At 68.1% G+C, this 21792-nt stretch carries 23 protein-coding genes and 1 pseudogene; 8 read left to right on the plus strand and 16 right to left on the minus strand.

The annotated features are described in order from the left end of the window. Positions 1-7 precede the first annotated feature (7 nt). The 3 genes from CRO01_RS09710 to CRO01_RS09720 all read right to left on the minus strand — a co-directional run bounded on the left by CRO01_RS09710 (position 8) and on the right by CRO01_RS09720 (position 1678). A complete protein-coding gene (locus tag CRO01_RS09710; protein WP_097008926.1) occupies positions 8-622 on the minus strand; it encodes a hypothetical protein in 615 nt (204 codons plus the stop codon). A 72-nt stretch (positions 623-694) separates the two neighbouring features. Beyond that, positions 695-1378: a CPBP family intramembrane glutamic endopeptidase gene (locus CRO01_RS09715; RefSeq protein WP_097008927.1), complete on the minus strand. Its 684-nt coding sequence runs from the start codon at positions 1376-1378 to the stop codon at positions 695-697. Between the two features lie 12 nt (positions 1379-1390). Continuing rightward, positions 1391-1678: a DUF5789 family protein gene (locus CRO01_RS09720; protein ID WP_097008928.1), complete on the minus strand. Its 288-nt coding sequence runs from the start codon at positions 1676-1678 to the stop codon at positions 1391-1393. 204 nt (positions 1679-1882) lie between these two features. Between CRO01_RS09720 and CRO01_RS09725 the strand changes: the two genes are divergently transcribed. Beyond that, positions 1883-2842 carry a DUF7139 domain-containing protein gene (locus tag CRO01_RS09725; RefSeq protein WP_097008929.1) on the plus strand — a complete coding sequence of 320 codons (960 nt, stop codon included), beginning with the start codon at positions 1883-1885 and terminating at the stop codon, positions 2840-2842. Positions 2843-2875: 33 nt separating this feature from the next. Here CRO01_RS09725 and CRO01_RS09730 read toward each other — a convergent pair whose 3' ends face one another. From CRO01_RS09730 to CRO01_RS09740, 3 genes are read right to left on the minus strand one after another with little or no spacing between them, the layout of a single operon-like run. After that, on the minus strand, positions 2876-3367 hold the full coding sequence (locus tag CRO01_RS09730) for a Mut7-C RNAse domain-containing protein (protein ID WP_097008930.1): 492 nt from the start codon (positions 3365-3367) through the stop codon (positions 2876-2878). Between the two features lie 3 nt (positions 3368-3370). Beyond that, positions 3371-5122 carry a DNA polymerase/3'-5' exonuclease PolX gene (gene polX, locus CRO01_RS09735; protein ID WP_097008931.1) on the minus strand — a complete coding sequence of 584 codons (1752 nt, stop codon included), beginning with the start codon at positions 5120-5122 and terminating at the stop codon, positions 3371-3373. Then, complete coding sequence (locus CRO01_RS09740) at positions 5119-5583, minus strand: DUF5788 family protein (RefSeq protein ID WP_097008932.1); 465 nt, start codon at positions 5581-5583, stop codon at positions 5119-5121. Before CRO01_RS09740 ends, polX begins: the two co-directional genes overlap by 4 nt. 156 nt (positions 5584-5739) lie before the next feature. Here CRO01_RS09740 and CRO01_RS09745 point away from each other — a divergent pair, with 156 nt between their 5' ends. The 3 genes from CRO01_RS09745 to CRO01_RS09755 all read left to right on the plus strand — a co-directional run bounded on the left by CRO01_RS09745 (position 5740) and on the right by CRO01_RS09755 (position 8430). Continuing rightward, on the plus strand, positions 5740-6654 hold the full coding sequence (locus CRO01_RS09745; RefSeq protein ID WP_097008933.1) for a rhomboid family intramembrane serine protease: 915 nt from the start codon (positions 5740-5742) through the stop codon (positions 6652-6654). Positions 6655-6675: 21 nt separating this feature from the next. Next, positions 6676-7449 (plus strand): endonuclease V, encoded by a 774-nt coding sequence (locus CRO01_RS09750; protein ID WP_097008934.1) that lies wholly within the window; start codon positions 6676-6678, stop codon positions 7447-7449. Positions 7450-7548: 99 nt separating this feature from the next. Beyond that, a complete protein-coding gene (locus CRO01_RS09755) occupies positions 7549-8430 on the plus strand; it encodes an SDR family oxidoreductase (RefSeq protein WP_097008935.1) in 882 nt (293 codons plus the stop codon). On the opposite strand, the gene CRO01_RS09760 is transcribed toward CRO01_RS09755, so the two are convergent. Beyond that, entirely contained in the window at positions 8422-9636 is a 1215-nt protein-coding gene (locus tag CRO01_RS09760; protein ID WP_097008936.1) for an ArsA family ATPase, read from the minus strand. The genes CRO01_RS09755 and CRO01_RS09760 overlap by 9 nt on opposite strands. Before the next feature lie 128 nt (positions 9637-9764). Between CRO01_RS09760 and CRO01_RS09765 the strand changes: the two genes are divergently transcribed. Then, entirely contained in the window at positions 9765-10403 is a 639-nt protein-coding gene (locus CRO01_RS09765) for a DUF47 domain-containing protein (protein WP_097008937.1), read from the plus strand. Between the two features lie 27 nt (positions 10404-10430). Here the strand turns inward: CRO01_RS09765 and CRO01_RS09770 are convergent, their stop codons facing one another. Beyond that, a complete protein-coding gene (locus tag CRO01_RS09770; protein ID WP_097008938.1) occupies positions 10431-11531 on the minus strand; it encodes a pyridoxal phosphate-dependent aminotransferase in 1101 nt (366 codons plus the stop codon). Positions 11532-11631: 100 nt separating this feature from the next. Here CRO01_RS09770 and CRO01_RS09775 point away from each other — a divergent pair, with 100 nt between their 5' ends. Both CRO01_RS09775 and CRO01_RS09780 read left to right on the plus strand, forming a co-directional pair. Next, complete coding sequence (locus CRO01_RS09775; protein WP_097008939.1) at positions 11632-12213, plus strand: CinA family protein; 582 nt, start codon at positions 11632-11634, stop codon at positions 12211-12213. Positions 12214-12329: 116 nt separating this feature from the next. Beyond that, complete coding sequence (locus CRO01_RS09780) at positions 12330-12815, plus strand: metal-dependent hydrolase (RefSeq protein WP_097008940.1); 486 nt, start codon at positions 12330-12332, stop codon at positions 12813-12815. A 5-nt stretch (positions 12816-12820) separates the two neighbouring features. On the opposite strand, the gene CRO01_RS09785 is transcribed toward CRO01_RS09780, so the two are convergent. Beyond that, a complete protein-coding gene (locus CRO01_RS09785) occupies positions 12821-13585 on the minus strand; it encodes a PHP-associated domain-containing protein (RefSeq protein ID WP_179747453.1) in 765 nt (254 codons plus the stop codon). 117 nt (positions 13586-13702) lie between these two features. On the opposite strand from CRO01_RS09785, the gene CRO01_RS09790 reads away from it, so the two are divergent. Beyond that, the gene (locus tag CRO01_RS09790; RefSeq protein ID WP_097008941.1) at positions 13703-13999 is read left to right on the plus strand and encodes a DUF7565 family protein; all 297 of its coding nucleotides are present in this window, start codon (positions 13703-13705) and stop codon (positions 13997-13999) included. Positions 14000-14122: 123 nt separating this feature from the next. Here the strand turns inward: CRO01_RS09790 and CRO01_RS09795 are convergent, their stop codons facing one another. The 7 genes and pseudogenes from CRO01_RS09795 to CRO01_RS09825 form a co-directional block, all read right to left on the minus strand. Beyond that, positions 14123-14560: a transcription elongation factor Spt5 gene (locus CRO01_RS09795; protein WP_097008942.1), complete on the minus strand. Its 438-nt coding sequence runs from the start codon at positions 14558-14560 to the stop codon at positions 14123-14125. 77 nt (positions 14561-14637) lie between these two features. After that, positions 14638-14787: pseudogene (locus tag CRO01_RS09800) on the minus strand (protein translocase SEC61 complex subunit gamma); the annotation flags it as partial. A gap of 104 nt (positions 14788-14891) precedes the next feature. Further along, positions 14892-16526: a hydantoinase B/oxoprolinase family protein gene (locus CRO01_RS09805; protein WP_097008944.1), complete on the minus strand. Its 1635-nt coding sequence runs from the start codon at positions 16524-16526 to the stop codon at positions 14892-14894. After that, the gene (locus tag CRO01_RS09810; protein WP_097008945.1) at positions 16519-18678 is read right to left on the minus strand and encodes a hydantoinase/oxoprolinase family protein; all 2160 of its coding nucleotides are present in this window, start codon (positions 18676-18678) and stop codon (positions 16519-16521) included. The genes CRO01_RS09805 and CRO01_RS09810 overlap by 8 nt, the downstream gene beginning before the upstream one ends. A gap of 75 nt (positions 18679-18753) precedes the next feature. After that, positions 18754-19311 (minus strand): NAD(P)/FAD-dependent oxidoreductase, encoded by a 558-nt coding sequence (locus CRO01_RS09815; protein WP_097008946.1) that lies wholly within the window; start codon positions 19309-19311, stop codon positions 18754-18756. Positions 19312-19462: 151 nt separating this feature from the next. Beyond that, entirely contained in the window at positions 19463-20608 is a 1146-nt protein-coding gene (gene ftsZ, locus CRO01_RS09820) for a cell division protein FtsZ (protein ID WP_097008947.1), read from the minus strand. Between the two features lie 137 nt (positions 20609-20745). Further along, positions 20746-21738 carry a hypothetical protein gene (locus CRO01_RS09825; protein WP_097008948.1) on the minus strand — a complete coding sequence of 331 codons (993 nt, stop codon included), beginning with the start codon at positions 21736-21738 and terminating at the stop codon, positions 20746-20748. Between the last annotated feature and the right edge of the window lie 54 nt (positions 21739-21792).

Here is a 21792-nt window from a genome sequence, read left to right on the forward strand (position 1 = left end):
AGTGCAGTCAGAACGGCGCGCTCGGCCCCGGAACGGCGTCGTCGTCGATCGAGTCGTCCGCGGGCATCGCTCCGAGCCCGTCGGAGCCGTCGCCGTCCGGCACCTCGCCAGTTTCGACGAGCTCGGCTTCGAGGTTCGCTAACTGTTCGTTGATCGCCCGGCTCTGGTGGTGCATCGGTGCGGCGCGCACCCGGACGAGATCGTACTCGTGACGCTCGGCGAGGCCGTTCCAGGCCCGGAACGAGCCGATCGTTAGCGTGTGGGTCTGGGGACAAAACGGCGTCGTCGGCGTGAACTCCGCCCGGAGCACCGACCGATCGCCCGCATCGGGACCGTCGAGGTCGCTCGCGTCGGTCTCCTCGGCGTATCGGTAGCCGGCCCCCTCGTGGCGCGTATCGAAGTTCAACCGGGCGAGGTTGTAGTTGAACGTCATATCGTACACCGTGCGCTCCTCGAACAGTTCGCGGGTGATCTCGTGAAAGTCGAGGTGATCTTCGCCCGCCAGAACCGCCTGCTCTTCGATGAACGGTCCCGGATCGGGCAGGTGCTCGGGGACGAACTCGTCGTAGCCGTCGAACAGCGCGTCGTCGTCGCCGCCGAAGGGTGAGGGAAAGCCCGCCATGCAAGAGCGTTAGCGCTGCCACCGGGTAGCGATAGTCCCCAACATGTTCGTCCGATCGGCGTGATCGTCCGATCAGAGCGGAATCGGAACCCACGAGAGCCAGCGCAACACGGCCTCGGGCGGAAACACGGGCGGTCGGAGCACCAGCCAGTCGAGCAACACCAGCCCGCAGCCGTGGGCGACAACGGAAGGGAGAATCGACCCGCTGTTGTAGTCGACGGCGCCAAAGAGCACGTCAGTCGGCCCCGACAGTGCGAGTTCGATCGGCGGCTTCCCCGAGTGCAACAGCGCGTAGACGACGGGGCTGACGAACACCGCTTTGGGGCCGATGTCGCGGACGCCGACACAGAGCAGCCCTCTGAAGTACGTCTCGGTCGCCAGCGCAAGCGCGAACAGCTTGATGGCGTGGGGGAGGAACTCGCCCGGTGCCAGCGTCGTCTCCCAGAGCGGGTAGAACGTCCTGATCGAGGGCAGCGACGAGCCGACGACGTAGAAGGGCAGCACGAACAGCGCCAGCAACACGGTGTCGCGCAGGGCCGTTCGGTTGACGGTCCAGCCGACGCGCCGGCCGTGTAGCAGTCCGAGCGCGAGCGGCCCGGCGACCAGCAGCACGAGGTCACGGACGATGCGAGCGCTCAGCGTCGGCGTCGACCAGCGGACGTAGGCTAACAAAAGCACTGCGGCGCCGATGAACGCCCGCTGAACCCACGTGAGCGATTCGAACCGATGGCGAACGGTCCGAGCGACATCTGTCACGGGCGGACGGCCTCAGCTCGTCTGGACGGGGCCGGTACCGACGACATCCTCGACATCGGCGACGAAGTCCTGCCGGCGCGAGAAGTACGTCGTCTCGACATCGTCGAGCACGTCCCCGAGTTCTTGAGGGCCTTCGGGCGTTCGGATCGTGACCTCGCCTTCCTTGCGGACGATCTCGCTCTTCTGGATCGGCCACTCGAGGCGCGAGGCGACCCGCGCGAGCGGCGCGCCCTCGACCGGCGTGCGCTCGCCCAGTTCGACGGCGGGAGCGTCCTCCTCTTCGTCGGCGTCGTCTGACATGCTCAGACGTTCGACAGCCCGTCGATTATGCTTTTCGTTTCGCTACATCGCTAGCGTGTGGTCTCCGTGCGCGAACGTGAAGCGGTCGAACGCCGTCGAGGGGTTTTTGTTTCATCGCATGGAGACGCCGCCAATAGGTGACGCGGCGACGACGAGTGAGCGTCTGACGTAGTGTTATGTACCCGGAGCAACAAAGTGGCAAGCATGACCAGCCTCGCTGACGTTTACGAAGGGCACGTCGGGGAGGTCCGGAACGTCCGACGGCTGTACCTCGGCACGGGCCTGTTTCTCGCAGGCGCGCTGGTGACCGTCGTGGGAATGCTCGTTGCGACGACCGGCCTCGCCGGACTGGTGGGGATCGAGAGGGAGTTCGCGCCGTACCGGTACGGCGGCCTGCTGGCCGGGCTCGGCGTCCCCGCGATCTTCGTCGGCGTCTCGACGGTGCTGCCCGCGAGCGTCCGCCTTCGGGCGGCCGCCGGCATCGGCGCGAGCATCGCGGTGCTGGGCGTCGCGCTGTTCTGGTACGCCTACCCCGACCACTGGCTCGACTACGGACAGGAGCTGACGGCGATCGTCGTCGGCGTCTACTTCATCGGCGTGATCACGACGCTTGGCTGCCTGTTCGTCGGCATCGCCAACTTCAAAGAGCGCAACGCGCCCGGCGGAACCGTCTCGATGCAGTTCACCACCGAGGAGGGCGAGACGCGCGTCGTCGAGGTCGAGCGCTCGGAGATCCGCGACAACGGCCTCGGCGGCGTCGGCATGCTCGGGGGGACGCCCGACGGCAACGTCGAAACCCAAACCAACCGACCGAACGAAACGCGATCCGCGACCCGCTCGCGGTCCAGCAGATCGAACGGATCGGGGACGAGCACGCGAGGCGACCGCGGTCGGTCGTCCGGAAACGGTGGCGCGTTCGGAACGGCGTCGAGTCCGGCGAGCGACGGCGGCGCGACCACCGCCGACATCTCGTTCCCGCTGGACGAGCAATCGGGCGACGCCGCGGCGTCGAACGCCGACCGCGATCTGGCAGACCGATACTGCGGCAACTGCGAGCACTTCCGGTACGAGCGCTCCAGCGACGGGATGGTACCCTACTGTGGCTACCACGACGCCGCCATGGACGACATGGACGCCTGCGACCAGTGGGAGCCAAACGGGTAGTTCAGACGCGTTGGGCTCGTTCTCGGTCTCGTTTTACTCGCCTTCGGTTGCACGTCGCACGTCGGCGAGCGTCCGCTCGACGCGCGCCCAGTGGCTTCCCTTCCAGAAGTACTGCCCGCAGTCCCGACAGTGCCAGAGATCGGGCTCGGCGTCGACGCCGGCGCGTGGCAGGTCATCGGGGACGTACTCGGGCAGTTCGGTGGTACCGGAATTCTGATCGACGGCGTCGAGCCGGCCGTTACAACGCCCACAGCGCGACGGCTCGGCGTCCGGCGTCAGGTCGACGCCCGCCACGGCGAGTTCGCGCAGTTGGTCGACCGACTCGCGCTCGGTCAGCAGGATGCCGCCGCCGGCGGCGGCCAGTTGTTCGTCGCGCGTGATGACGGTCCGATCCTCGGCGTCGGCCAGCGCCAGCACGGCGCTGTCTGCCTCGGCGTCGCGGTCGAGCGCGTACGCGGCGTCGTGCCCGGCCATCCGGAGATAGGCGCGCAGGCCGCCACACATCGCGTCCAAAAGGAGTTTCATCGGTCAGTGCAGGAACTCGCGCAGATCGTCGATCGACCACGCGTTGAGCACGTCCGCCGGTTCGGCCCACCCGCGCCGGGCCGTGTGGACGCCGTAGCGAACGTGCTCGAACTCGCCGGGGCTGTGGGCGTCGGTGTCGATAGCGATCGGCGCACCCGCTTCGATGGCGGCTCTGACGGGGCGGCCCCACAGATCGAGCCGCGCGGGGTTGCTGTTCACTTCGAGAGCGGTGTCGGCGTCGGCCGCCGCGGCTGCGAGGTCCGGAACGTCGAGGTCCAACCCCGAGCGCTGGTTGAGCAGGCGCCCGTGGGGATGGCCGAGCACGTCGACCGCGGGGTGCTCGACGGCCGCGATCAGCCGGTCGGTCCCCGCGTCGCCGTCGGCGTCGAGCGCGCTGTGTGGCGAGGCCACGACGAGATCGAGTTCGTCGAGCACGTCGTCGCCCGTCGAGAGTTCGCCGTCGGCGTCGACGTTCGTCTCGACGCCGGTCAGCACCTCGATGTCGTGGTCGGCGGCGACCTCGCGGACCGCGTCGATCTGCTCCAATAGCTCCTCGTCGTCCAGTCCGGTGTTGCCGAAGATGCCGGGGCCGCTGGCGTGGTCGGTCACCGCGAGGTACTCGTGGCCAACGTCGGCGGCGGCCGCGATCATCTCCTCGATCTGATAGCCGCCGTCGGACCAGTCGGAGTGGGTGTGGAGGTCGCCGCGCACGTCGTCTTCGCCGAGGAGGTCGGGTAGGTCGTTCTCGGCGGCGGCTTCGATCTCGCCGGTTCCCTGCCGGATCTCGGGCGGCATCCGGGGGAGGCCGAGAGCTTCGTACATGCTCTCCTCGGTCGTGCCGCCGATGCGCTCGCCGACGCGCTGGTCGGCGTCGGGATCCCCGACCTCGGAGATGTCGAACGCCCCGTACTCGTTGAGCTTGACATCCCGGTCGAGCGCGTAGTTGCGCAGCGCGACGTTGTGGTCTTTGCTCCCCGTGAAGTACTGGAGCGCGCTGCCGAACTCGTCGGGAACGACGACGCGCAGATCGAGGCGGACGCCGCCGCCGGCCCGGACGCTGGCCTTGTGCGTGCCGGCCTCGATCACGTCCTCGACGCGCTCCCAGTCGGTGAACGCCTCGACGACGGCCTCGCTGTCCTCGCTCGCCGCGAGCACGTCCACGTCGCCGACGGTGTCCTTCCAGCGTCGGATCGAGCCGGCGACCTCGCAGCGCTCGACCGTCTCGTGCTCGCTCAGATGCGAGAGCAAGGCGTCCGCGAGCGGTCGGCCGTCGCCCAGCAGTTCGCGCTCGCGGGCCGACTTTGCGAACTCGATGTTCTCGGCGATGTTCTGCTCGGTCTTGGCGCCGAAGCCCGACACCTCGCGGATCTTCTCCTCGCGGGCCGCCCGGTCGAGGTCGGTGAGCGTCCGGACGCCGAGGGCCCGATACAGCGTCCCGACGGTCTTCGGGCCGACGCCCTCGACCCGGGTGAGCGCTTCCATCTCGACGGGAAGCTCTTGACGCAGGTCCTCTAGCTCGCCGATCGTGTCGGTCTCGACGTACTCGACGATCTTCTCGGCGATGGCGTCGCCGACGCCGTCGATCTCGTCGAGCTGAGCGGGGTCGTCGGCCGCCAGATCGGTGACGGAGGCGGGATGATCGCGGATGTTCTCTGCGGCCCGACGGTACGCGCGGGGCTTGTACTCCACGTCGTTGGCCTCCAGCAGGTCGGCCATCTCCTCTAGGGCTCCCGCGACGGCGTCGTCGTTCGTCACCGTCCTCGCCCCCGTCCGGCGCCGCCGCCGAGCCGTCCGGAACTGGCGTCTTCGTGGCCGAGCGCCTGCTTGAGAAAGGACATCCAGCGCTTGCGGTCGGCGGCCTCGGTCGCCTGCTGCTCGCGTTCGAGATCGGTCGGGCCGAGATTCTCCAACCCGTTGAGCGCCCGGTCGATGCCGATGATCGAGCGCACGAGGCGCTCGCCCTCCTCGAAGGAGATGTCGCCCTCCTCGATCTGCTGGCGGCGCTGGAGACGCTCCCGGCGCAGGTTCTTTTTCGCCTGATCGACGCGCTCGCGTTCGCCCGACGGGATCGTCTCGCGGCGCTTGATCTCGAAAACGAACTGCCGCAGATCGACCGGCTCGCCCTGAACCTCGATGCGCTCGGGGATCTCAGCGCCCACCGTCGCGCCCTCCCGGTCGAGGCGCTCGATGAGTTGCTTGCGCTCGTACTCTTTCACGGCCGTAGGTCGGGGCCGAACGATCAAAAAACTCACTCGCGCGCTCGGACAGGATGTTCTCCCATCGCCCGCGATCCTCTATTCACCCGTTCGAACACCGGAAAGTAGTGCGCGGGACCGCAAACCCCTTTGGACCGCCTCCCGAAACTCCTGCAAATGGCGACGTGTGAACTGTGTGGGCGCGAGGAGAACATGCCGTACAACTGCAGCCAGTGTGGCGGCACGTTCTGCTCCGAACACCGGCTGCCGGAGAACCACGACTGTCCGGGCCTGAACCAGTGGAACGACCCGGACGGCGTCTTCGACAGCGGCTTCGACGACAGCGTTCAGAACGAGGGCGGAGGTTCAAAGAGCCTGCTGCGGCGACTCGGCATCGACACCGGCCCCGGCGGGCCGCTCGGCTACTTCCGCGGGAACATGACCTACGTGTTCCTCGTGTTGATGTGGCTGACGTTTCTGGCGCAGTTGGTTGCAGAGGCGACGTTGAACGTCTCCAGATACTGGCCGGCTGTGTTCACTGTGAACACGTTCCACATCGAGTACGTCTGGACGTGGGTGATTTCCGTGTTCGCACACGGCGGCTTCGGCCACATCGCGGTCAACAGCATCATCATCTACTTCTTCGGCCGCTTGGTCGAGGACTACATCGGCTCCCGGGACTTCACGCTGCTGTTCCTCGTCAGCGGCGTCCTCGCGGGACTTGGACAGACCCTCATCGCGCTTGCGCTGGGTGAGCCTTCGCTCGGACTCGGCGCCAGCGGGGCCGCCCTCGCGTTGATGGGTGTCCTAACCGTTCTGAATCCGGACCTGAAGGTGTACATCTGGATGATTCTCCCGGTCCCAATCTGGCTGCTCACGGTGTTTTACGCCGGATACTCGGTGCTGGGGATCGGCGCGGGGATCGCCCCCGGCGTCGGCCACCTCGCCCACCTGATCGGCCTCGCAATCGGCCTGCTGTACGGCAACCACGTCAAAAACGAGATCCGGACGCCGAACCAGATACAGATGGGCGGCGGGCGCGGGCCGGGCGGTCCCGGCGGCCCCGGCGGTCCCGGACGCGGCCGATTCTGACGCCGCTACGTTCTCTGCCACATGCTCTCAGTCCAACGCCCTGATCTGCTCCCCGATCCCGCGCTCTCCCGCGAGGAGATGGAGGCGCTCCAGCGCGAGATCGCCGCCGAAGCCTCCTTCGAGAACGATCTATCGTTCGACCCCGCGGCGGTCACCGACGGCCCGCTTTCGACGCCCGGCGAGGGGCCGCCGCTGGTTGCCGGCGTCGATCAGGCGTTTCTCGACGACCGGGCGATCAGCGCGATCGTGGTCTCGCGCGGCGGCGAGATCGTCGAGAGAGTCTACGCCGTCTCCGAACTGTCGATTCCTTATATCCCCGGGCTGCTCTCGTTCCGCGAGGGCGGGCCGATCGTCGACGCCGTCGCCGAGTTGACCGTCGAGCCCGATCTCGTGCTGTTCGACGGCAGCGGGCGGATCCACTTCCGCGAGGCCGGGCTCGCCACCCACATGGGCGTCGTCTTCGACGTGCCGAGCGTCGGCGTCGCAAAGAGCTTGCTCTGCGGGACGCCGACGGACACGACCGACAATCTCCCCGAGGGCGCCCGCGTGCCGATCGAGGCCGACGCCGACGTGACCGCTGCGGCGGGGACCGTGATCGGCCACGCCGTCCAGACGCGACAGTACGACTCGGGAAATCGGTCGATCAACCCGCTGATCGTCAGCCCCGGCCACCGCGTCGACGCCGACACCGCCGCGGCGCTCGTCGCCGCGCTGACGGATGGGTACAAACTTCCCGAGCCGACCCGCCGCGCCGACGCCTACGCCGAGGAGGCCAAGTCGCTGTTCGACGGCTGACCGGCGGCGTCGCCCCGCCGCGACCGGATGCCGTAGCCGGGTACCTCGGACATCACCGATTCGCACACGCTTTTTTGCTTCGCCACTGAACGGTCCGGCATGGCAGACACGGAATCCGACGAATCGGTCGGCGACGACGAGCGATCGGGCCAGAGCGTCCGCAAGACCGCCCTGATCACCGGCTGTTCCTCGGGGATCGGCCGCGAGACCGCGCTCCAGTTCCTCGACGAGGAGTGGACGGTCTACGCCACGGCCCGCGATCTCGACGACATCTCGGATCTCGCTGACGCGGGCTGCGAGACGGCCGAACTCGACGTGACCGACGAGAACCAGTGCCGAGCGGTCGTCGAGCAAGCGATCTCCGAGACCGGCCGGATCGACTGTCTGGTCAACAACGCGGGCTACGGCCAGCTCGGCCCGATCGAAGAAGTGCCGACCGAGGTCGTCAGCGAGCAGTTCGACGTGAACGTCTACGGCCCCCACCGGCTGATTCGGGCGGTCCTCCCCCACATGCGCGAGCGCCGGACCGGGACGATCGTCAACGTCTCCAGCGTGGCCGGCCGGATCTCCTACCCCGGAAACGGCGTCTACTGCGGCTCGAAGTTCGCCCTCGAAGCGATGAGCGACGCGCTCCGGGCAGAGGTCGATCCGTTCGATATCGACGTGGTGCTGGTCGAGCCCGGCCCGGTCGACACGCAGTTCGAGAACCGTGCGGTCGAAAGCGCAGACGAGGGCGCCGAGCGCTCGGGCGCCTACGAGTGGTTCTACGATCTAGTCGAAGATTCGCAGGTGCTCGGTGGCGGCGGCGTCGGCGCCGTCTCGGCCGGCGAGGTGGCCGACTCCATTCTCGACGCCGCGACGCGGACGGCGCCACCGGCGCGCTACCCGGTCGGGCCCGTCGCCAAGTACGGCGTCTTCGCTCGATTCCTCCCCGACGCGATGCAGGACAAGCTCTACGGCGTCGTCCGAAAGTTAGTCTAGACAGCGAGCGACGATCCGAAGCATCTCCTCGCCTCGAACCTCGTCGGCAAACAGCGGGACGCGCTTGATCTCGTGACCTCGAAACAGATCCTGTGCCGACGCGAGCGCGTCCTGTTGGACGTCCCAGCGGCGCTGGCAGAACTCACAGGAATCGAGGTTCGGCGAGACGAACTGCGAGGCGTCCACGTCGTCGGTAACGTCTGCGAGATTCTCCATCACCTTGTTGACGATGACGGTCCCGACCGGAATCTCGAACTCGTCTAACTGGCCGACGAGGCGCTGGCTCTCGACGACGCTCATCTCCTCGGGTACCATCACGACGCGGAAGTCGGTTTTCGATGGGTCCCGGAGCGTCCCGCGAAGTTTCTCGATCCGGTCCTGTAGCTCCCGGAGGTCGTCGATCCCGTCTTCGTCGCCCGGCGCGTCGCCGCCGAACATTCCCTTGACGCCGTCGATCATCCCGCCGATGCGCTCGCGGATGGTGACCATCCGCCCGACCATCGTGTCCATGATCTCGGGCAGTTCGAGCAGGCGTAGGGTGTGGCCCGTCGGCGCCGTGTCGACGACGACGCGATCGAACCGCGGGTCGTCCATGTACTCGACGAGCAACTGCATCGCCGCGGCCTCGTCGGCGCCCGGCATCGCGCCGCCCATCAGCGCGTCCATCGGGCCGTCCCCGCCGAGCAGGTCGCCCAGCCCGCCGAGCGGGCCGCCGGCGCCGCCGGCCGGCCCTCCCGTCGGACCGTCAGCAGGACCGCCGGCTTCGCCGCCCGCTTGCCCGTCTCCGAAGGGGTCGTCAGCACCCCCAGCGCCGCCGGACTGGTCGCCCATCCCGAAGACAGAGGCGGTCTCGGCCATGGCGTCGTCGGGGTCGATCTCGGCCGCCCACAGCGGCACGTCGTCGCGGATGCGCTCGGGACGGGGCGCGATCTCGGTCTCGAACGTGTCCGACAGCGAGTGGGCCGGGTCGGTCGAGACGACGAGCGTCGCCGCGCCGGACTCGGCGCTGGTCAGCGCGGTCGCGGCGGCCATCGTCGTCTTTCCGACGCCGCCTTTCCCGCCGTAGAGGACGTACTCGGGGGCGTCCGGCGAGAGGTCATCCGCCGTCCCCACGTCGATGCGCGAGTCGTCGTCCGGCTCGGAGCGGTCGGCCGCCGAGGACTCCTCGTCCACGCTCTCGACGGGTTCGACGTCCAGTGAACTCATGCCCGTGGGTATCGGCCAAGGACTTGTGTACTCGTCGGTCCAACTCGGATCGGACGCTACGTACCGCTACCGAGCGCCATACACCCATCATAGCAACCGTTTACGCAGCAGAGAGACGAATTCGGTGCATGGAATCGCACGAAGCGGCGTCGGCCGCGGACCCAACGCGACTGCGAGCGTTCGTCGAGTCCGTACGGGAGTGTGTGGGTCAGCTACCGACGCTGTTGAGCCAGTATCGCGGCGACGACGAAGCGTTCGAGGAGACGGTAGCAGAGATCGACGCCATCGAATCGCAGTGTGATGCGACGGTGCGCAGTCTGCGACACTCCCTCGTCAGCGGCGTCGACGGCGCCACGAACGCCGGGACGCTCCAGTTGCTCGACGACATCGACCGGATCGTCTCCCGGACCGAGCGCTTCGCCAAGGAACTCGCCGCAATCCGTCCGGCGCTTCCAGTGTCGGTCGCCGGCACGCTGTTGGATATGGCTCGAGCGACCGTCGAGGCGACCGAGATGCTCGTCGGCGCCATCGAAACGCGATGGCTGCAGACCTCTCCTGACGACATCGGCGGGCAGTGCCAGCGCGTCCGCACGCTCGAACGCGAGTGCGACGAGCGCAAGTACGAACTGCTCGAACGACTGTTCGGCGACCCTCGCGTCGACGATCCGAAGCTGCTCAAGGAGTTCGTGACGGCGTTCGACGAGATTCCCAACGCCGTCGAGGACGCCGCCGATCGGTTGCTGTACGTGCCCCGGGATGGTTGGTAATCGCTGGTTGGACCCCCGTCGACCGGCCTACCGGAAATACTCGGCCAACCGATCCGCGGCTTCCTCGACGCGCGGCGTCACCAGCGCGAATCGGAGCCAGTCCTCGCGCGCCGAGCCGAAGGCGTCGCCCGGCATCCCCGCGACGCCGGCCTCGTCGATCAGGCGCTCGACGTTGTCGAGCGTGCCCGGGAAGTCATCGAAGCGCGCCAGCACGTAGAAGCCGCCGTCTGGCGTCGTGTACTCCGCGCCGGCGTCGTCGAGCGCGGCGGTGAACGTCTCGACGCGCTCGGCCATCAGGTCTCGGTTGTCGGCGTAGTAGTCGGGACCGGTCTCCTGAAGCGCGGTCAGGACCGCGCGCTGGGCGGGCTGGCTCCCGGCAACGTTGACGAGCATGTGGCGAGTCTTGGCGTCGTCGACCAGTGCCTCGGGGAAGACGGCATAGCCAACGCGGAAGCCGGTGATCGCCATCGACTTCGAGAAAGAGTTGGTGACGATCCGGTGCTCGGAGTCGACGCCGAGCGCGCTGGCGAACCGGCCGGAGTAGTCGAAGTGGTCGTACACCTCGTCGCTGAGCAAGAGGGCGTCGTTGTCCTCGGCGATGGCGACGAGTTCGCGCATCGTCGCCTCGTCGTAGACGGCGCCGGTCGGATTGTTCGGCGTGTTCACCAGAATCGCAGCGGTGTCCTCGCTCGCGTGCTCTCTGACGGTGGCCGGATCGAGTTGGCCGTCCTCGGCGACGGGAACGTATCGTTCGGTCCCGCCGAGCAGTTCGGTCTTGCCTGGGTAGTACGGGTAGACGGGATCGGTCAGGAGGAGTTCGTCGCCCGAGTTCCGATCCAGCGCAGCGGCCATGGCCAGATAGTTCGCCTCGCCCGCGCCGTTGGTCACGACGACCTGCTCGATGTCGACGCCCCGGCGCTGTGCGATCTCGGCGCGGAGCTTCGTCAGCCCCTCGCTGGGCGGGTACTGGAACGCCTCGATGTCTGCTTCGGCATACTCAGCGAGCCCTTCGCGGAGCGCGGCTGGCGGCTCCCAGTCGGGGTTGCCACTGACCATGCCGACGACATCCCTGTCGGCCCGGGCCGCGTACTGCATGACGCGGAAGAACAGCGGGCGCTCGTATTCCATACCGGCAGGTGCGCGCGGGAGACAGTGATTCTTTCGAGAGACGCCGAGCGCCGGCACCGACTGACCGGGGTTTCAAGCCCGTACGCCGAGAGCACGACGTATGAACGCGAATCGCGGCGACGGCGACGACGCCGCAGTGGACGCGGCACAACGGGACGCGGCTCGATCGGACGGCGGCGAGCCGATCGAACGACGCGTCGGCGAGGCGTTGCGCGACGCCGACGCGACGGTCGCGCTCGCGGAGTCGTGTACCGGCGGGCTGATCGGAACGCTCCTGACCGCGGTGCCGGGCTCCAGCGACTACTTCGATCGGTCGCTTGTCACCTACGCCTACGACGCCAAGCGCCAGTTGCTCGGCGTCTCCCGCGAAGCGCTCGACGAACACGGCGCTGTCAGCGAACCCGTCGCCCGACAGATGGCTCGCGGCGTCCGCGACACGGCCGACACCACGTGGGGCATCGGCGTCACCGGCGTCGCCGGACCCGGCGGCGGCACCGAGGAGACGCCCGTCGGGACGGTGTACGTCGGTGTCGCCTACGCCGGTCCGTGGGGAAGCGAGTCCTCGTACGCGACCGTCGAGCGCTACGAGTTCGACGGCGACCGTGAGGCCGTCCGCGAGGCGGCGGCGCAGCAGGCGCTCACAGATTTGCTCGCCGAGATTGACGCGGCCGACGCTGCCTGACTCCGGGACGGGTTCTCCGACGTACTCAGAGCGTTACCTGTCGGCGACCGTCGAGTACCTGTGAAGGGAAAGTACCATCTTCCGGGAGTGCTCAGAGTGGAGTACGTACCGGTTTCATGAACAAAAAAGGCCACGTCCTGAACGCTGTGTTGTTGAGCATCGGTCTCGGATATCTTCTCGAACCCGCCGGCGACGAGACGACGTTCATCCGAATCATCGAAGTCGGAACGCCGGTCGTGCTGGGCGCGCTGTTTCCGGACGTCGACACCGCATTCGGCAAGCACCGCAAGACGCTGCACAACCTGCCGATCCTCGTCGGGTTCCTCGCGTTCCCGTACTTCTTCGGCAATCTCGAATACGTCTGGCTCGGGGTCCTGACCCATTACGTCCTTGACGTTGCGGGCAGCACGCGCGGCATCGCGCTGTTTTACCCGCTCTGGAAGAAGGAGTTCGGGCTTCCGATCGGCGTCACCGTCAGCAGCGAGCGGGCCACGCTGATGACCACGATCGTGACCGTCGCAGAACTCGCGCTGGTCGCGCTAGTCATCTATCGCGTCCCCCTGAGCGCCGTCGATATGGCACGCCAGTCGCTCGGAGTGTAGCTGGGTCAGTACACCGCAACGTCGTCGAACCGACCGTCGTAGGCGTCGTGTCGCGGATGGGTCGCCTCGCGGCCGGACAGCAGAATGCGGTCGATTTTCTTCCACGAGTTTTCCCAGCCCAGATGGGCGAACTCGGCGGCCGAGAGAACGCCGTACTCGACGCCGCTCCGTCGGTACACGTCCCGCGGCACGCCCTCACGGAGCGCCTCGACGAGGGCGGTCGCACTCTCGATCGCTCGGTCGAACTCGGTCCAAGCCGCCCCCACCGTCTGTCGCAGGTGTGCGTACGACGACGCAAACGACGGCCGGTCGACGGCGTCGGCGATCCGGTCGGCCCGTCGCGTGTGGTGTGGCCAGTGTTTCGGGTTGTACACTTCGACTGCGTCGACGACATCGGCGTAGTGCTCGATGTCAGACTGGTTCATGCCGACCGAGAGGAACTCCGGGTGGGGAACGACGACGGCGGCGTCTTGCCGCCGAAACTCGGCCATCGCGCCGTCGAGGGTCACGAAATCCGGGACCGGGTCGTCGAGGCCGATCGCCAGCACGTGCTTTCGACTTTGCCACGCTTCGGCGAACACCTCTCTGGCGGGGACGACCAGCAGGTCCTCGTCGGTGTAGCGCTCGGCGCGGCGTCGGATCGTCGGCAGTCGCTCGAAGTGGGGCGCGTACACGAGCACGTCGATGCCCCGGTCTTTCGCACGCTGGGCGACGTGCTCGTCGAGCACTTTCACGTGCATGTCCACCCGCGTCCCCTCGCTGTCGCTCACGCGGTCGGATTCTCGATAAGTCACATTATGGGTTCTGATTCCCGGACGGGGCAGCCGATTCGGCTCCGGCGTCGCGGCGGAACAGTTTTAGGATTCCCGGCGAAACCATCGGCAACGATGACTTGGGCCTGCGGTATCGACGACTGCGGGGAGACCTTCGAGGACGTGGAAGACGCGGTCGTCCACCAGACCAACGAGCACACGCGCCGCGAGTGTGCGGTCTGTGGCGTCGTCGTCCCGGACGGCTATCTGGCGATCCGCCACGCGTTCAACGAACACACTCGCGCCGAGTACGTTCGGGCCTACGGCGCCGACTCCGAGGAAGTCCGCCAGCGCGAGGAGATCAAAGACGAGATCGAAGCCGAAGCCGACCTGCAGGAAGTCGTCGAGCGACTCAATCAGGCTGAGCTGTAAGACCATCTTTGTGCGGCCCGGATGCGCTGGAGGCGCACCACTCGGCGCAAAAACGTGGGCGAAAAACTCTGCTCACTCACTCCGTTCGCTCGCAGTGAACCGTCGGCTTCGCCGCCGGATGCTCTATCGTTCTTCGGAGTCCAGCACGCGAATCTGGTCGCCACGCACAGTCACGGGAATCGGGACGGTCGCCTCGTACAGCTCCACCGTGACCTGATCCTTGCCCTCGTCGATGCGCTGGACCTGCGCCTTCTCGCCCTTGAACGGGCCGGCGATGAGTTCGACGATGTCGCCCTCCGCGATGCCCTCGACGTCCGGCGTCGGCGAGAGGAAGTGCTCGACTTCGGAGATGTCGCTTTCGCCGGGAACGATGTCGCGGGCGTGGGGGATCTCTTCGAGGACGCGAGAGAGGATGGCGTCGTCCTCGGCCTCGACCATGACGTAGCTGGTCAGCGAGTCCGGCGCCAGCGCGGCGTGGATGTCGTCGGCCTCGCGGTTCATGATCATGTCGGCGACCGTCCGCTCCTGACTGGCGGTCGTCTTGACGGCGTAGATCGGCACGGCTGCTAGACCCCCATCGGAACGGTGCCTGCCAGCCCGATCACCGAGCCGGCCTCGAACGGCGGCACGAGGTGGAACATGATGGATGCGATGACGAAGCCGATCAGCCCGATCAGCAAGATGCCGGCGCCGGCGATCTTGGCGACCTGTGAGAACTCGTCCCACGCGGGCGTGCTCGCCATCTTGAGCACCCGCACGTACGACGTGAGGTCAAGTGGAACGTCCATTGTTTCTGCCCGATCCTTGCAGATGGGGCTTTTTCTATCTTTCTACAAGGAACTCGAACGGTTCTGGCTGGCGCTGTCTCTGACAGCGACAGTCCACGGCCCAGTTACCGATCGCTCGCTTTCCCGTCGGCGGCGTCGCGCTCGATCGACGCCGAATCTCGGTCGTCCGGATCGCCGTACCCGCCGCCTCCGGGCGTCTCGACGGTGACTGTCGTCCCGGCGGGAACGTCTCGGGTGGCTTTGGCCGGCACCGGCTCGCCGTCGATCAGATTCCGTCCCGGTTGGCCGTCCTCGCCGCCGGCGACGCCCGACGGCGCCGTACGACGCCGTTCGGTCAGCAGCGAGACGGTCGCGTCGTCGAGGACGCGCACCGATCGGACGAGGCCGAGGCCGCCGCGGTGCTCGCCCGCGCCGCCGCTGTCGGGGCGGAGCGCGTAGCGCTCGACGCGGAAGGGGTACGCCGTCTCCATGGCCTCGACGGGCGTGTTCAGCGTGTTGGTCATCCCGACCTGCACGCCGTCGAGGCCGTCGCCGGCGAGTCGGCCGCCGGCGCCGCCGCCGATCGTCTCGTAGTAGGTAAAGCCCTCGCGGCCGCCGGCACCGATCGTGAGGTTGTTCATCGTCCCCTGCCCGGCGGCGGGGACGCGCTCGGGCGCGGCGTCGGCCAGCGCCGCGAACACGACATCGACGACGCGCTGGCTCGTCTCGACGTTGCCCCCGACCACGGCTGCTGGGGCGTCCGGATTCAACACCGATCCCTCGGGAGCGGAGACGGCGATCGGTTCGTAACAGCCCTCGTTGGGCGGCACGTCGGGGTCGGTCGCACAGCGCACCGCGAAGTAGACCGCGCTCCGGGCGACCGCCAGCGGCGCGTTGACGTTGCCCGCGACCTGCTCGTCGGTGCCCGCGAAGTCGACGGTGATCTCCCCGCCGTCGACGGTCACCGTCACCGCGATCTCGATCGGGTCCTCGGTGACGCCGTCGCCCTCCAGCGCGTCGGTCGCCCGGTACTCCCCGTCCGGTAACGCCTCGATTTCGGCGGCCGTCCGATCGCGCGAGTAGTCGATCACGGCGTCAAACGCCGCTCGAAGCCGCTGGACGCCGTGCTCGGCCGCGAGTTCGTCGAGCCGTTCGGCGCCTCGGTCGTTGGCGGCCCGCTGGGCCCGCAGGTCCGCGCGGCGCTGTTCGGGGTCGCGCACGTTGGCGAGAAACAGATCGAGCACGTCGTCGACGCGCTCGCCGCCCTCGACCAGTCTGATCGGCGGGATCCGAACGCCCTCTTGGGTGATCTCGGTCGCGCCGGCCGGCATGCTCCCCGGCGCCATGCCGCCGACATCGGCGTGGTGGGCCCGCGAGGCTGCGTAGCCCAGCACTTCACCGTCCCCTCCGATCGGCGAGACCATCGTCACGTCCGGCAGGTGCGTCCCGCCGGCGTAGGGATCGTTCAGCACGAACACGTCGCCCGGCGCCGGATCGCGGTCGAGCACCGCGTCGACGGCGGCTGGCATCGCACCGAGGTGGACCGGGATGTGCTCGGCCTGCGCGACGAGCCTGCCGTCGGCGTCGAACAGCGCCGTCGAGCAGTCCCGGCGCTCCTTGATATTCGGCGAGTACGCACCCCGGATCAGTACTTCGCCCATCTCCTCTGCAATGCCTTCCAACTGGTTACGCAGCACCTCCAGCGCGACGGCGTCGAGATCGGCGCTCGCGGCGGCCGACTCGTCGGCGTCGTCACGCATCGCCCTCACCTCGCGTCAACAGCAGCGTGCCGTCTCCTTGCACCGCGGCGCGCCAGTCCGGCGGGACGACGGTGGTGCTCTCGGCCTGCTCGACGACCGCGGGGCCGTCGATCTCGCGTCCGGCGTCGAGCCCCGCCCGGTCGTAGATCGGCGTCGAGACGGGCCCGTCCGCGCCGAACGTGACTTCGCGCTCGCCGCGTCGCGCGTCTGCGCTCGACTGGTATCCGATCGGAAGCTCTCGCCCCGGAACGACGGCGCGAGCCCGAAGCGTCACCAGTTCGACGGCCTCGTCCATCCGGTAGCCACGAGTGCGCTCGTGGGCCTCGTGGAAGCGTTCGGCGAGCGCGGCCGGATCGACCGGTTCGTCCGCCTCGACTTCGAGTTCGAAGCTCTGGCCGGCGTACCTGAGATCGGCCGAGCGCTCGACGCGAGCGGCGGCCGGATCGCTCGCCGACGCCAACACTTCCTCCCGAAGCCCCTCGTAGCGCTCCTCGATCGCGGCGCGGTCGGCGTCTGCTGAGAGTTGCGTGCGGTGGGTGCGGGCGGCGTCGTGGGCCTCGTCGGCCGCGAGCAGGCCGTATGCCGAGAGAACGCCGCAGGCGCGGGGCACGAGCACGGCGTCGATCCCCAGTCGGTCGGCCAGCGCGGCGGCGTGCATCGGCCCCGCGCCGCCGAAGGCCGCCAGCGCGAACTCGCGGGGGTCGAGCCCGCGCTCGACCGTGGCCGACCGGATCGCACGTGTCGTCCGGGCGAGGGCGACCTCGTGGACGCCGCGGGCTGCCGCGAGCGCGCCGTCGAGGTCGGCCGCATCGGCGAGGTCGGCGAGCGCGCTCCGGGCGGCGTCGGCGTCGATCGACAACTCGCCGCCCAGTTCGGCGTCGGCGCCGACGTAGCCGAGCACGACGGCGGCGTCGGTGACGGTCGGCTCCGTCCCGCCGCGGCCGTAGCACGCCGGGCCCGGCTCGGCGCCGGCGGATTCCGGACCGACGGTGAGCGCGCCGCCGGCGTCGACGCCCGCGAGGCTCCCGCCGCCGGCGCCGACGGTCGTCACGTCGACCACCGGCAGGCCGATCGGGCGTCCCCCAATCTCTGCGTCGGTGGTGCGCTCGGCGCCGCCGTCCCGGACGAGGCTCACGTCGGTCGAGGTGCCGCCCATGTCGACCGTGACGACGCCGTCGTACTCGGCCAGTGCGGCGGCGCCGTTGCTGTCACCCTCGCCGCGCCCACCATCGAGCGCGCCCTCGGCGATCTCTCCGGCGCCGACGACGCCCGCGGCCGGCCCCGAGAGCGCGGTCGTGATGGCGCGCTCGCGGACCGTCTCGGCGTCGGCGATGCCGCCGTTGGACTGCATCACGCGGGGCGCCGGGACGCCGGCGTCGGCGGCGCGTTCGACGAGCCGTTCGAGGTACTCGTCGACGACCGGCCGGACGGCGGCGTCGAGCGCGGTCGTCGCGGTGCGCTCGTACTCGCGGAACTCCGCGAGCACCTCGTGACTCGCCGAGACCGGAACGTCCAGTTCCTCCCGGAGGACGGCCGCGGCTCGGCGCTCGTTCTCGGGATGGGCGTAGGCGTGGAGAAAGGCGACGGCGACGCTCTCGACGGCGCGCTCGCGGAGGTCGGCCGCAAGGTCGCGGACCTCTCCCTCGTCGACCGACTGTTCGATTCCCTCCGGCGTCGCCCGTTCGTCGACCTCGAACCGGCGGCGTCGGGGGACGACCGGGTCCGGCGGCGTCGCGTCGAAGTCGTACAGCGCGGGCCGGTCCTGTCGGCGGATCTCCAGCACGTCGCGGAATCCCTCGGTCGTCACCAGCGCCGTCTTCGCGCCACGCCCTTCGAGCAGGGCGTTGACCGTCACCGTCGTCGCGTGGCGGAACCGGTCGATCCCGTCCGGCTCGACGCCGGCGGCCCGGCAGGCTTTCTTGATCCCCGCGAGGACGCCCTCGCTCTGGTCGGCCGTCGTCGGCACCTTCGCGGTGACGAGCCGGCCGCTGTTCGGCGCAGCGTCGGCATCGTCGCTGGACGCCGCCCGAGAGCCGCTCTCAGACGCCGCTTCGGCCGCGGCGTCGACCAGCACCACGTCGGTGAACGTGCCCCCAACGTCCACGCCGACCCGGAGTTCTCGGTCGGCGTTCCCGTCTGCGTTCTCGCGCATGGATTGCCGGTCGGACCCGAGGCTACTCAAAGTGGGCGGTTCTGGAAAAATTGCAGTGAACTGCCGACGGCGCGGTCAGGGCGCGTCGTCCGGCACGTCGAAGTCGTGGTAGTGCTCGCCCTTCTCGTCGCTGAGGATCGACAGCGCGGCGGCGCCGCCGTCGCCGGCCGCGATGACGGCCTGCCACTCCTCGGCCCGGACCATCGCGCCGGTCGCGTAGAGATCGTCGACGCTGGTCTCCATCGAGAGGTTCACGTCGACGGTGTCGTCGTCGCTGAAGTCACAGCCGAGGTCCTCGGCCAGCGAGCGATCGGCGCCGGTCGCCAGCACGACGTAGTCGGCGTCGTACTCGCCGTCCTCGGTCGTCAGCGAGAAGCCGTCGTCGGTCTGCTCGATCTCGGTGACCTCCTCGTCGGTGCGCACGTCGGCCTCGTAGTCCTCGGCCTGCCCGCGTGCGATGGCCATGTACTCGTCGCCGCTGAGGCTCCGGATTCCGGGGTAGTTGAACAGGTGGGCCTTGTGCATCCACGTCTCGTCGCCGTCGAAGACGACGGTGTCGAGGCCGTTTTTCGCGGTGAACAGCGCCGTGCTCAGGCCGGCGGGACCGCCGCCGACGACTGCTACGTTCGTCATATTCGACAGGACGGCCGCTGGGAGTATAAAAACAACAGTGACGGCCAATGAGGGTGGCTTCCTGTGCGGCGTCGCCGCGGCGTCTACACGCCGCCAGTCAGGGGCGTCGGCCGGCGTCGCCGCAGTCTACGCGGCACGTCAGTTCAGGGCGTTACTCGACGTAGTCGATGTCTTCGACCTGCTCTGCCGACTCGGGTTCTGCTTGGGCGTCGGTGTTGCTACCGTAGATCTGGGGCGACTCGACGCCCGTGACGACGATCATCGTGCGCATGGTGCCTTCGAGCTGTTCGTCGATCGAGGTCCCCCAGATGATCCGGGCGTCCGGGTCGATCCGGTCGTAGATCTCCTCGACGACGCCTTCGGCTTCCTCGATGGACATGTCCGAGCCGCCGGTGACGTTGACGAGCGCGCTGTTGGCGCCCGAGATGTCGACGTCGAGCAGCGGAGAGCGCAGGGCAGTTTTGACCGAGTCTTGGGCTTTGGCGTCCGAATCGGACTCGCCGAGGCCGATCATGGCGACGCCGCCCCGCTCCATGACGGTGCGAACGTCGGCGAAGTCCAGATTCACGAGACCGGGCTTGGTGATCAGTTCGGTGATGCCCTTGACCGATCGCATCAGCACCTCGTCGGAGACCTTGAACGCCTGCCGGACGGGAAGCTTGCCGACCGAGTCGAGCAGGCGGTCGTTGGGCACGACGATCACGGTGTCGGCAACGTCGCGCAGCCGTTCGAGGCCGGCCTCGGCGTTGGTGCGCCGGACCTCGCCCTCGGCGGTGAACGGCGTCGTGACGATGGCGATGGTCAGCGCGCCGCTCTCGCGGGCCGCCTTGGCGACGACGGGCGCGCTGCCCGTGCCGGTGCCGCCGCCGAGTCCGGCCGTGACAAAGACCATATCGGAGCCGTCGACGGAGTCGTAGATCTCTTCTTGGCTCTCGATCGCGGCTTCCTCGCCGACCTGCGGGAGCGAGCCGGCCCCGCGGCCGCGGGTCTTCTGTTCGCCCATCAGAATCTTCGTGTCGGCTTCGACGTCGACGAGGTGCTGCACGTCGGTGTTGGCCGCGACGAGCTTCGCGCCGTGGATCCCCTCCTCGGCCATCCGGTTGACGGTGTTGCCGCCAGCGCCGCCACAACCGACGACCGTGATGTTGGTCTGAAGGTCCTGTAGAACGTCCTGTAGTTCGTCGTCGGTCATCTTGCCGGAGGCGTTGACATCGGTCGAGGCGGTCTCGCCCTGTCCCGCGGAGTCGTCGCCCCCGCTTTCGGCCTCGTCGATGGCGTCGTCTACGATCGAGTCCATTCTTGCCCAACTGTTACAGGATGGAGGTTAATTACCTTTCCCCTCAAGTGTCAGATAGTCGGGGGAGACCGGAACCGCCAGAGATATTCGGCCGCGTTGACGGGCCTCAGACCTGTCGCGCCGGTCGGGCACGAGCGCTACGCGAACAACTCGACGAACGGGTCGACGCGCTCGCGCGTCCCCGTGACCAGTACCGAACGCCCGTCTTGGGTAGTCGTGACGGATGTGTGTGGCGCAAATCGTCCGTCTTCGGAGCTGTTCTGGTCGACCCAGCTCCGGACCGCCTCGACATCCACACTGGCCTCGTCCGCGAAGACGATCACGTACGTTTCCTCGAAGGGATCGCCATCGAGGCCCAGCGCGTACCCGTATCCGACCTGTCCCTCGAACACCGGGATCGTGAGATCGGTCTCGGGAATCTCGTCGGAGGTTTCCGCGAGGACGCGGTCGCCGTCGCCGACGTGGTCGAGTACCTCGGCCATGTCGGGGTTTTCGTCGGCGTACAGCGGCGTCTCCTCGGTCTGGGTGTCGGCCAAGTCCCGAAGCCCTTCGACGGGCGACTCGTTCTCGATCCACAGGAGAACGAACTCGCTGACGCCGATGGCGACCTGCGAAGACTGGCCGTCGACCTCGTTGAGGTACAGATCGAACTCCCGGTGTTCGCCCGCCGTCTCGAAGCCGAGATTGTCGACCAACCCCTCCCCGATCGCATCGGCGGGGTGGTCGCCGTACAGCACCTGCTGGCTGTTGTTGTCGGTCGTGACGTATTCTTCGAACGTGTCGACCGGGCTTCCGGCAGCTGAGGGCAGCGGAAACGGCGCCCGACCTTTGCCGTTCGTCCGGTCGACCAGCTCGGAGTACGCGCCCTCGATGAACGAGTTTTCGACACTCAGCAGCGCCTCGAACGAGAAGTACTCCGCTGGGTAGTGGTCCTGTCCCGTCACCGCGCCGGGCGCGGCGATCCACGTCTCCAACGAGAACGACGGTTTCTCCGAAGGGCCGTCGTCGCCATCGTCGTCATCATTGCCGTCGCTACCGCCCAGACATCCCGCGAGGCCGGCCGTCGCTCCCGCCGACGCGAGCGCACCGACGGTTCCGAGTAGATCCCGCCGCTCGATCTCCTCTGACATTTCGATATGCGGATCGGTTCGCCCATCCACATAACTGTTGGCAAGTGGGTGTGG

The organism is Natronoarchaeum philippinense, assembly GCF_900215575.1.
GTDB classification, from domain to species: domain Archaea; phylum Halobacteriota; class Halobacteria; order Halobacteriales; family Natronoarchaeaceae; genus Natronoarchaeum; species Natronoarchaeum philippinense.

Excerpts from the sequence above, each read along its gene's own strand:
- CRO01_RS09790 (WP_097008941.1), top strand. The coding sequence starts at position 13,703 with ATGACTTGGGCCTGCGGTATCGACGACTGCGGGGAGACCTTCGAGGAC.
- CRO01_RS09825 (WP_097008948.1), bottom strand. The coding sequence starts at position 21,738 with ATGTCAGAGGAGATCGAGCGGCGGGATCTACTCGGAACCGTCGGTGCG.
- CRO01_RS09770 (WP_097008938.1), bottom strand. The coding sequence starts at position 11,531 with ATGGAATACGAGCGCCCGCTGTTCTTCCGCGTCATGCAGTACGCGGCC.
- CRO01_RS09775 (WP_097008939.1), top strand. The coding sequence starts at position 11,632 with ATGAACGCGAATCGCGGCGACGGCGACGACGCCGCAGTGGACGCGGCA.
- CRO01_RS09755 (WP_097008935.1), top strand. The coding sequence starts at position 7,549 with ATGGCAGACACGGAATCCGACGAATCGGTCGGCGACGACGAGCGATCG.
- CRO01_RS09760 (WP_097008936.1), bottom strand. The coding sequence starts at position 9,636 with ATGAGTTCACTGGACGTCGAACCCGTCGAGAGCGTGGACGAGGAGTCC.
- CRO01_RS09750 (WP_097008934.1), top strand. The coding sequence starts at position 6,676 with ATGCTCTCAGTCCAACGCCCTGATCTGCTCCCCGATCCCGCGCTCTCC.
- CRO01_RS09745 (WP_097008933.1), top strand. The coding sequence starts at position 5,740 with ATGGCGACGTGTGAACTGTGTGGGCGCGAGGAGAACATGCCGTACAAC.
- CRO01_RS09805 (WP_097008944.1), bottom strand. The coding sequence starts at position 16,526 with ATGCGTGACGACGCCGACGAGTCGGCCGCCGCGAGCGCCGATCTCGAC.
- CRO01_RS09720 (WP_097008928.1), bottom strand. The coding sequence starts at position 1,678 with ATGTCAGACGACGCCGACGAAGAGGAGGACGCTCCCGCCGTCGAACTG.
- CRO01_RS09810 (WP_097008945.1), bottom strand. The coding sequence starts at position 18,678 with ATGCGCGAGAACGCAGACGGGAACGCCGACCGAGAACTCCGGGTCGGC.
- CRO01_RS09780 (WP_097008940.1), top strand. The coding sequence starts at position 12,330 with ATGAACAAAAAAGGCCACGTCCTGAACGCTGTGTTGTTGAGCATCGGT.
- CRO01_RS09765 (WP_097008937.1), top strand. The coding sequence starts at position 9,765 with ATGGAATCGCACGAAGCGGCGTCGGCCGCGGACCCAACGCGACTGCGA.
- ftsZ (WP_097008947.1), bottom strand. The coding sequence starts at position 20,608 with ATGGACTCGATCGTAGACGACGCCATCGACGAGGCCGAAAGCGGGGGC.
- CRO01_RS09710 (WP_097008926.1), bottom strand. The coding sequence starts at position 622 with ATGGCGGGCTTTCCCTCACCCTTCGGCGGCGACGACGACGCGCTGTTC.
- CRO01_RS09725 (WP_097008929.1), top strand. The coding sequence starts at position 1,883 with ATGACCAGCCTCGCTGACGTTTACGAAGGGCACGTCGGGGAGGTCCGG.
- CRO01_RS09730 (WP_097008930.1), bottom strand. The coding sequence starts at position 3,367 with ATGAAACTCCTTTTGGACGCGATGTGTGGCGGCCTGCGCGCCTATCTC.
- CRO01_RS09815 (WP_097008946.1), bottom strand. The coding sequence starts at position 19,311 with ATGACGAACGTAGCAGTCGTCGGCGGCGGTCCCGCCGGCCTGAGCACG.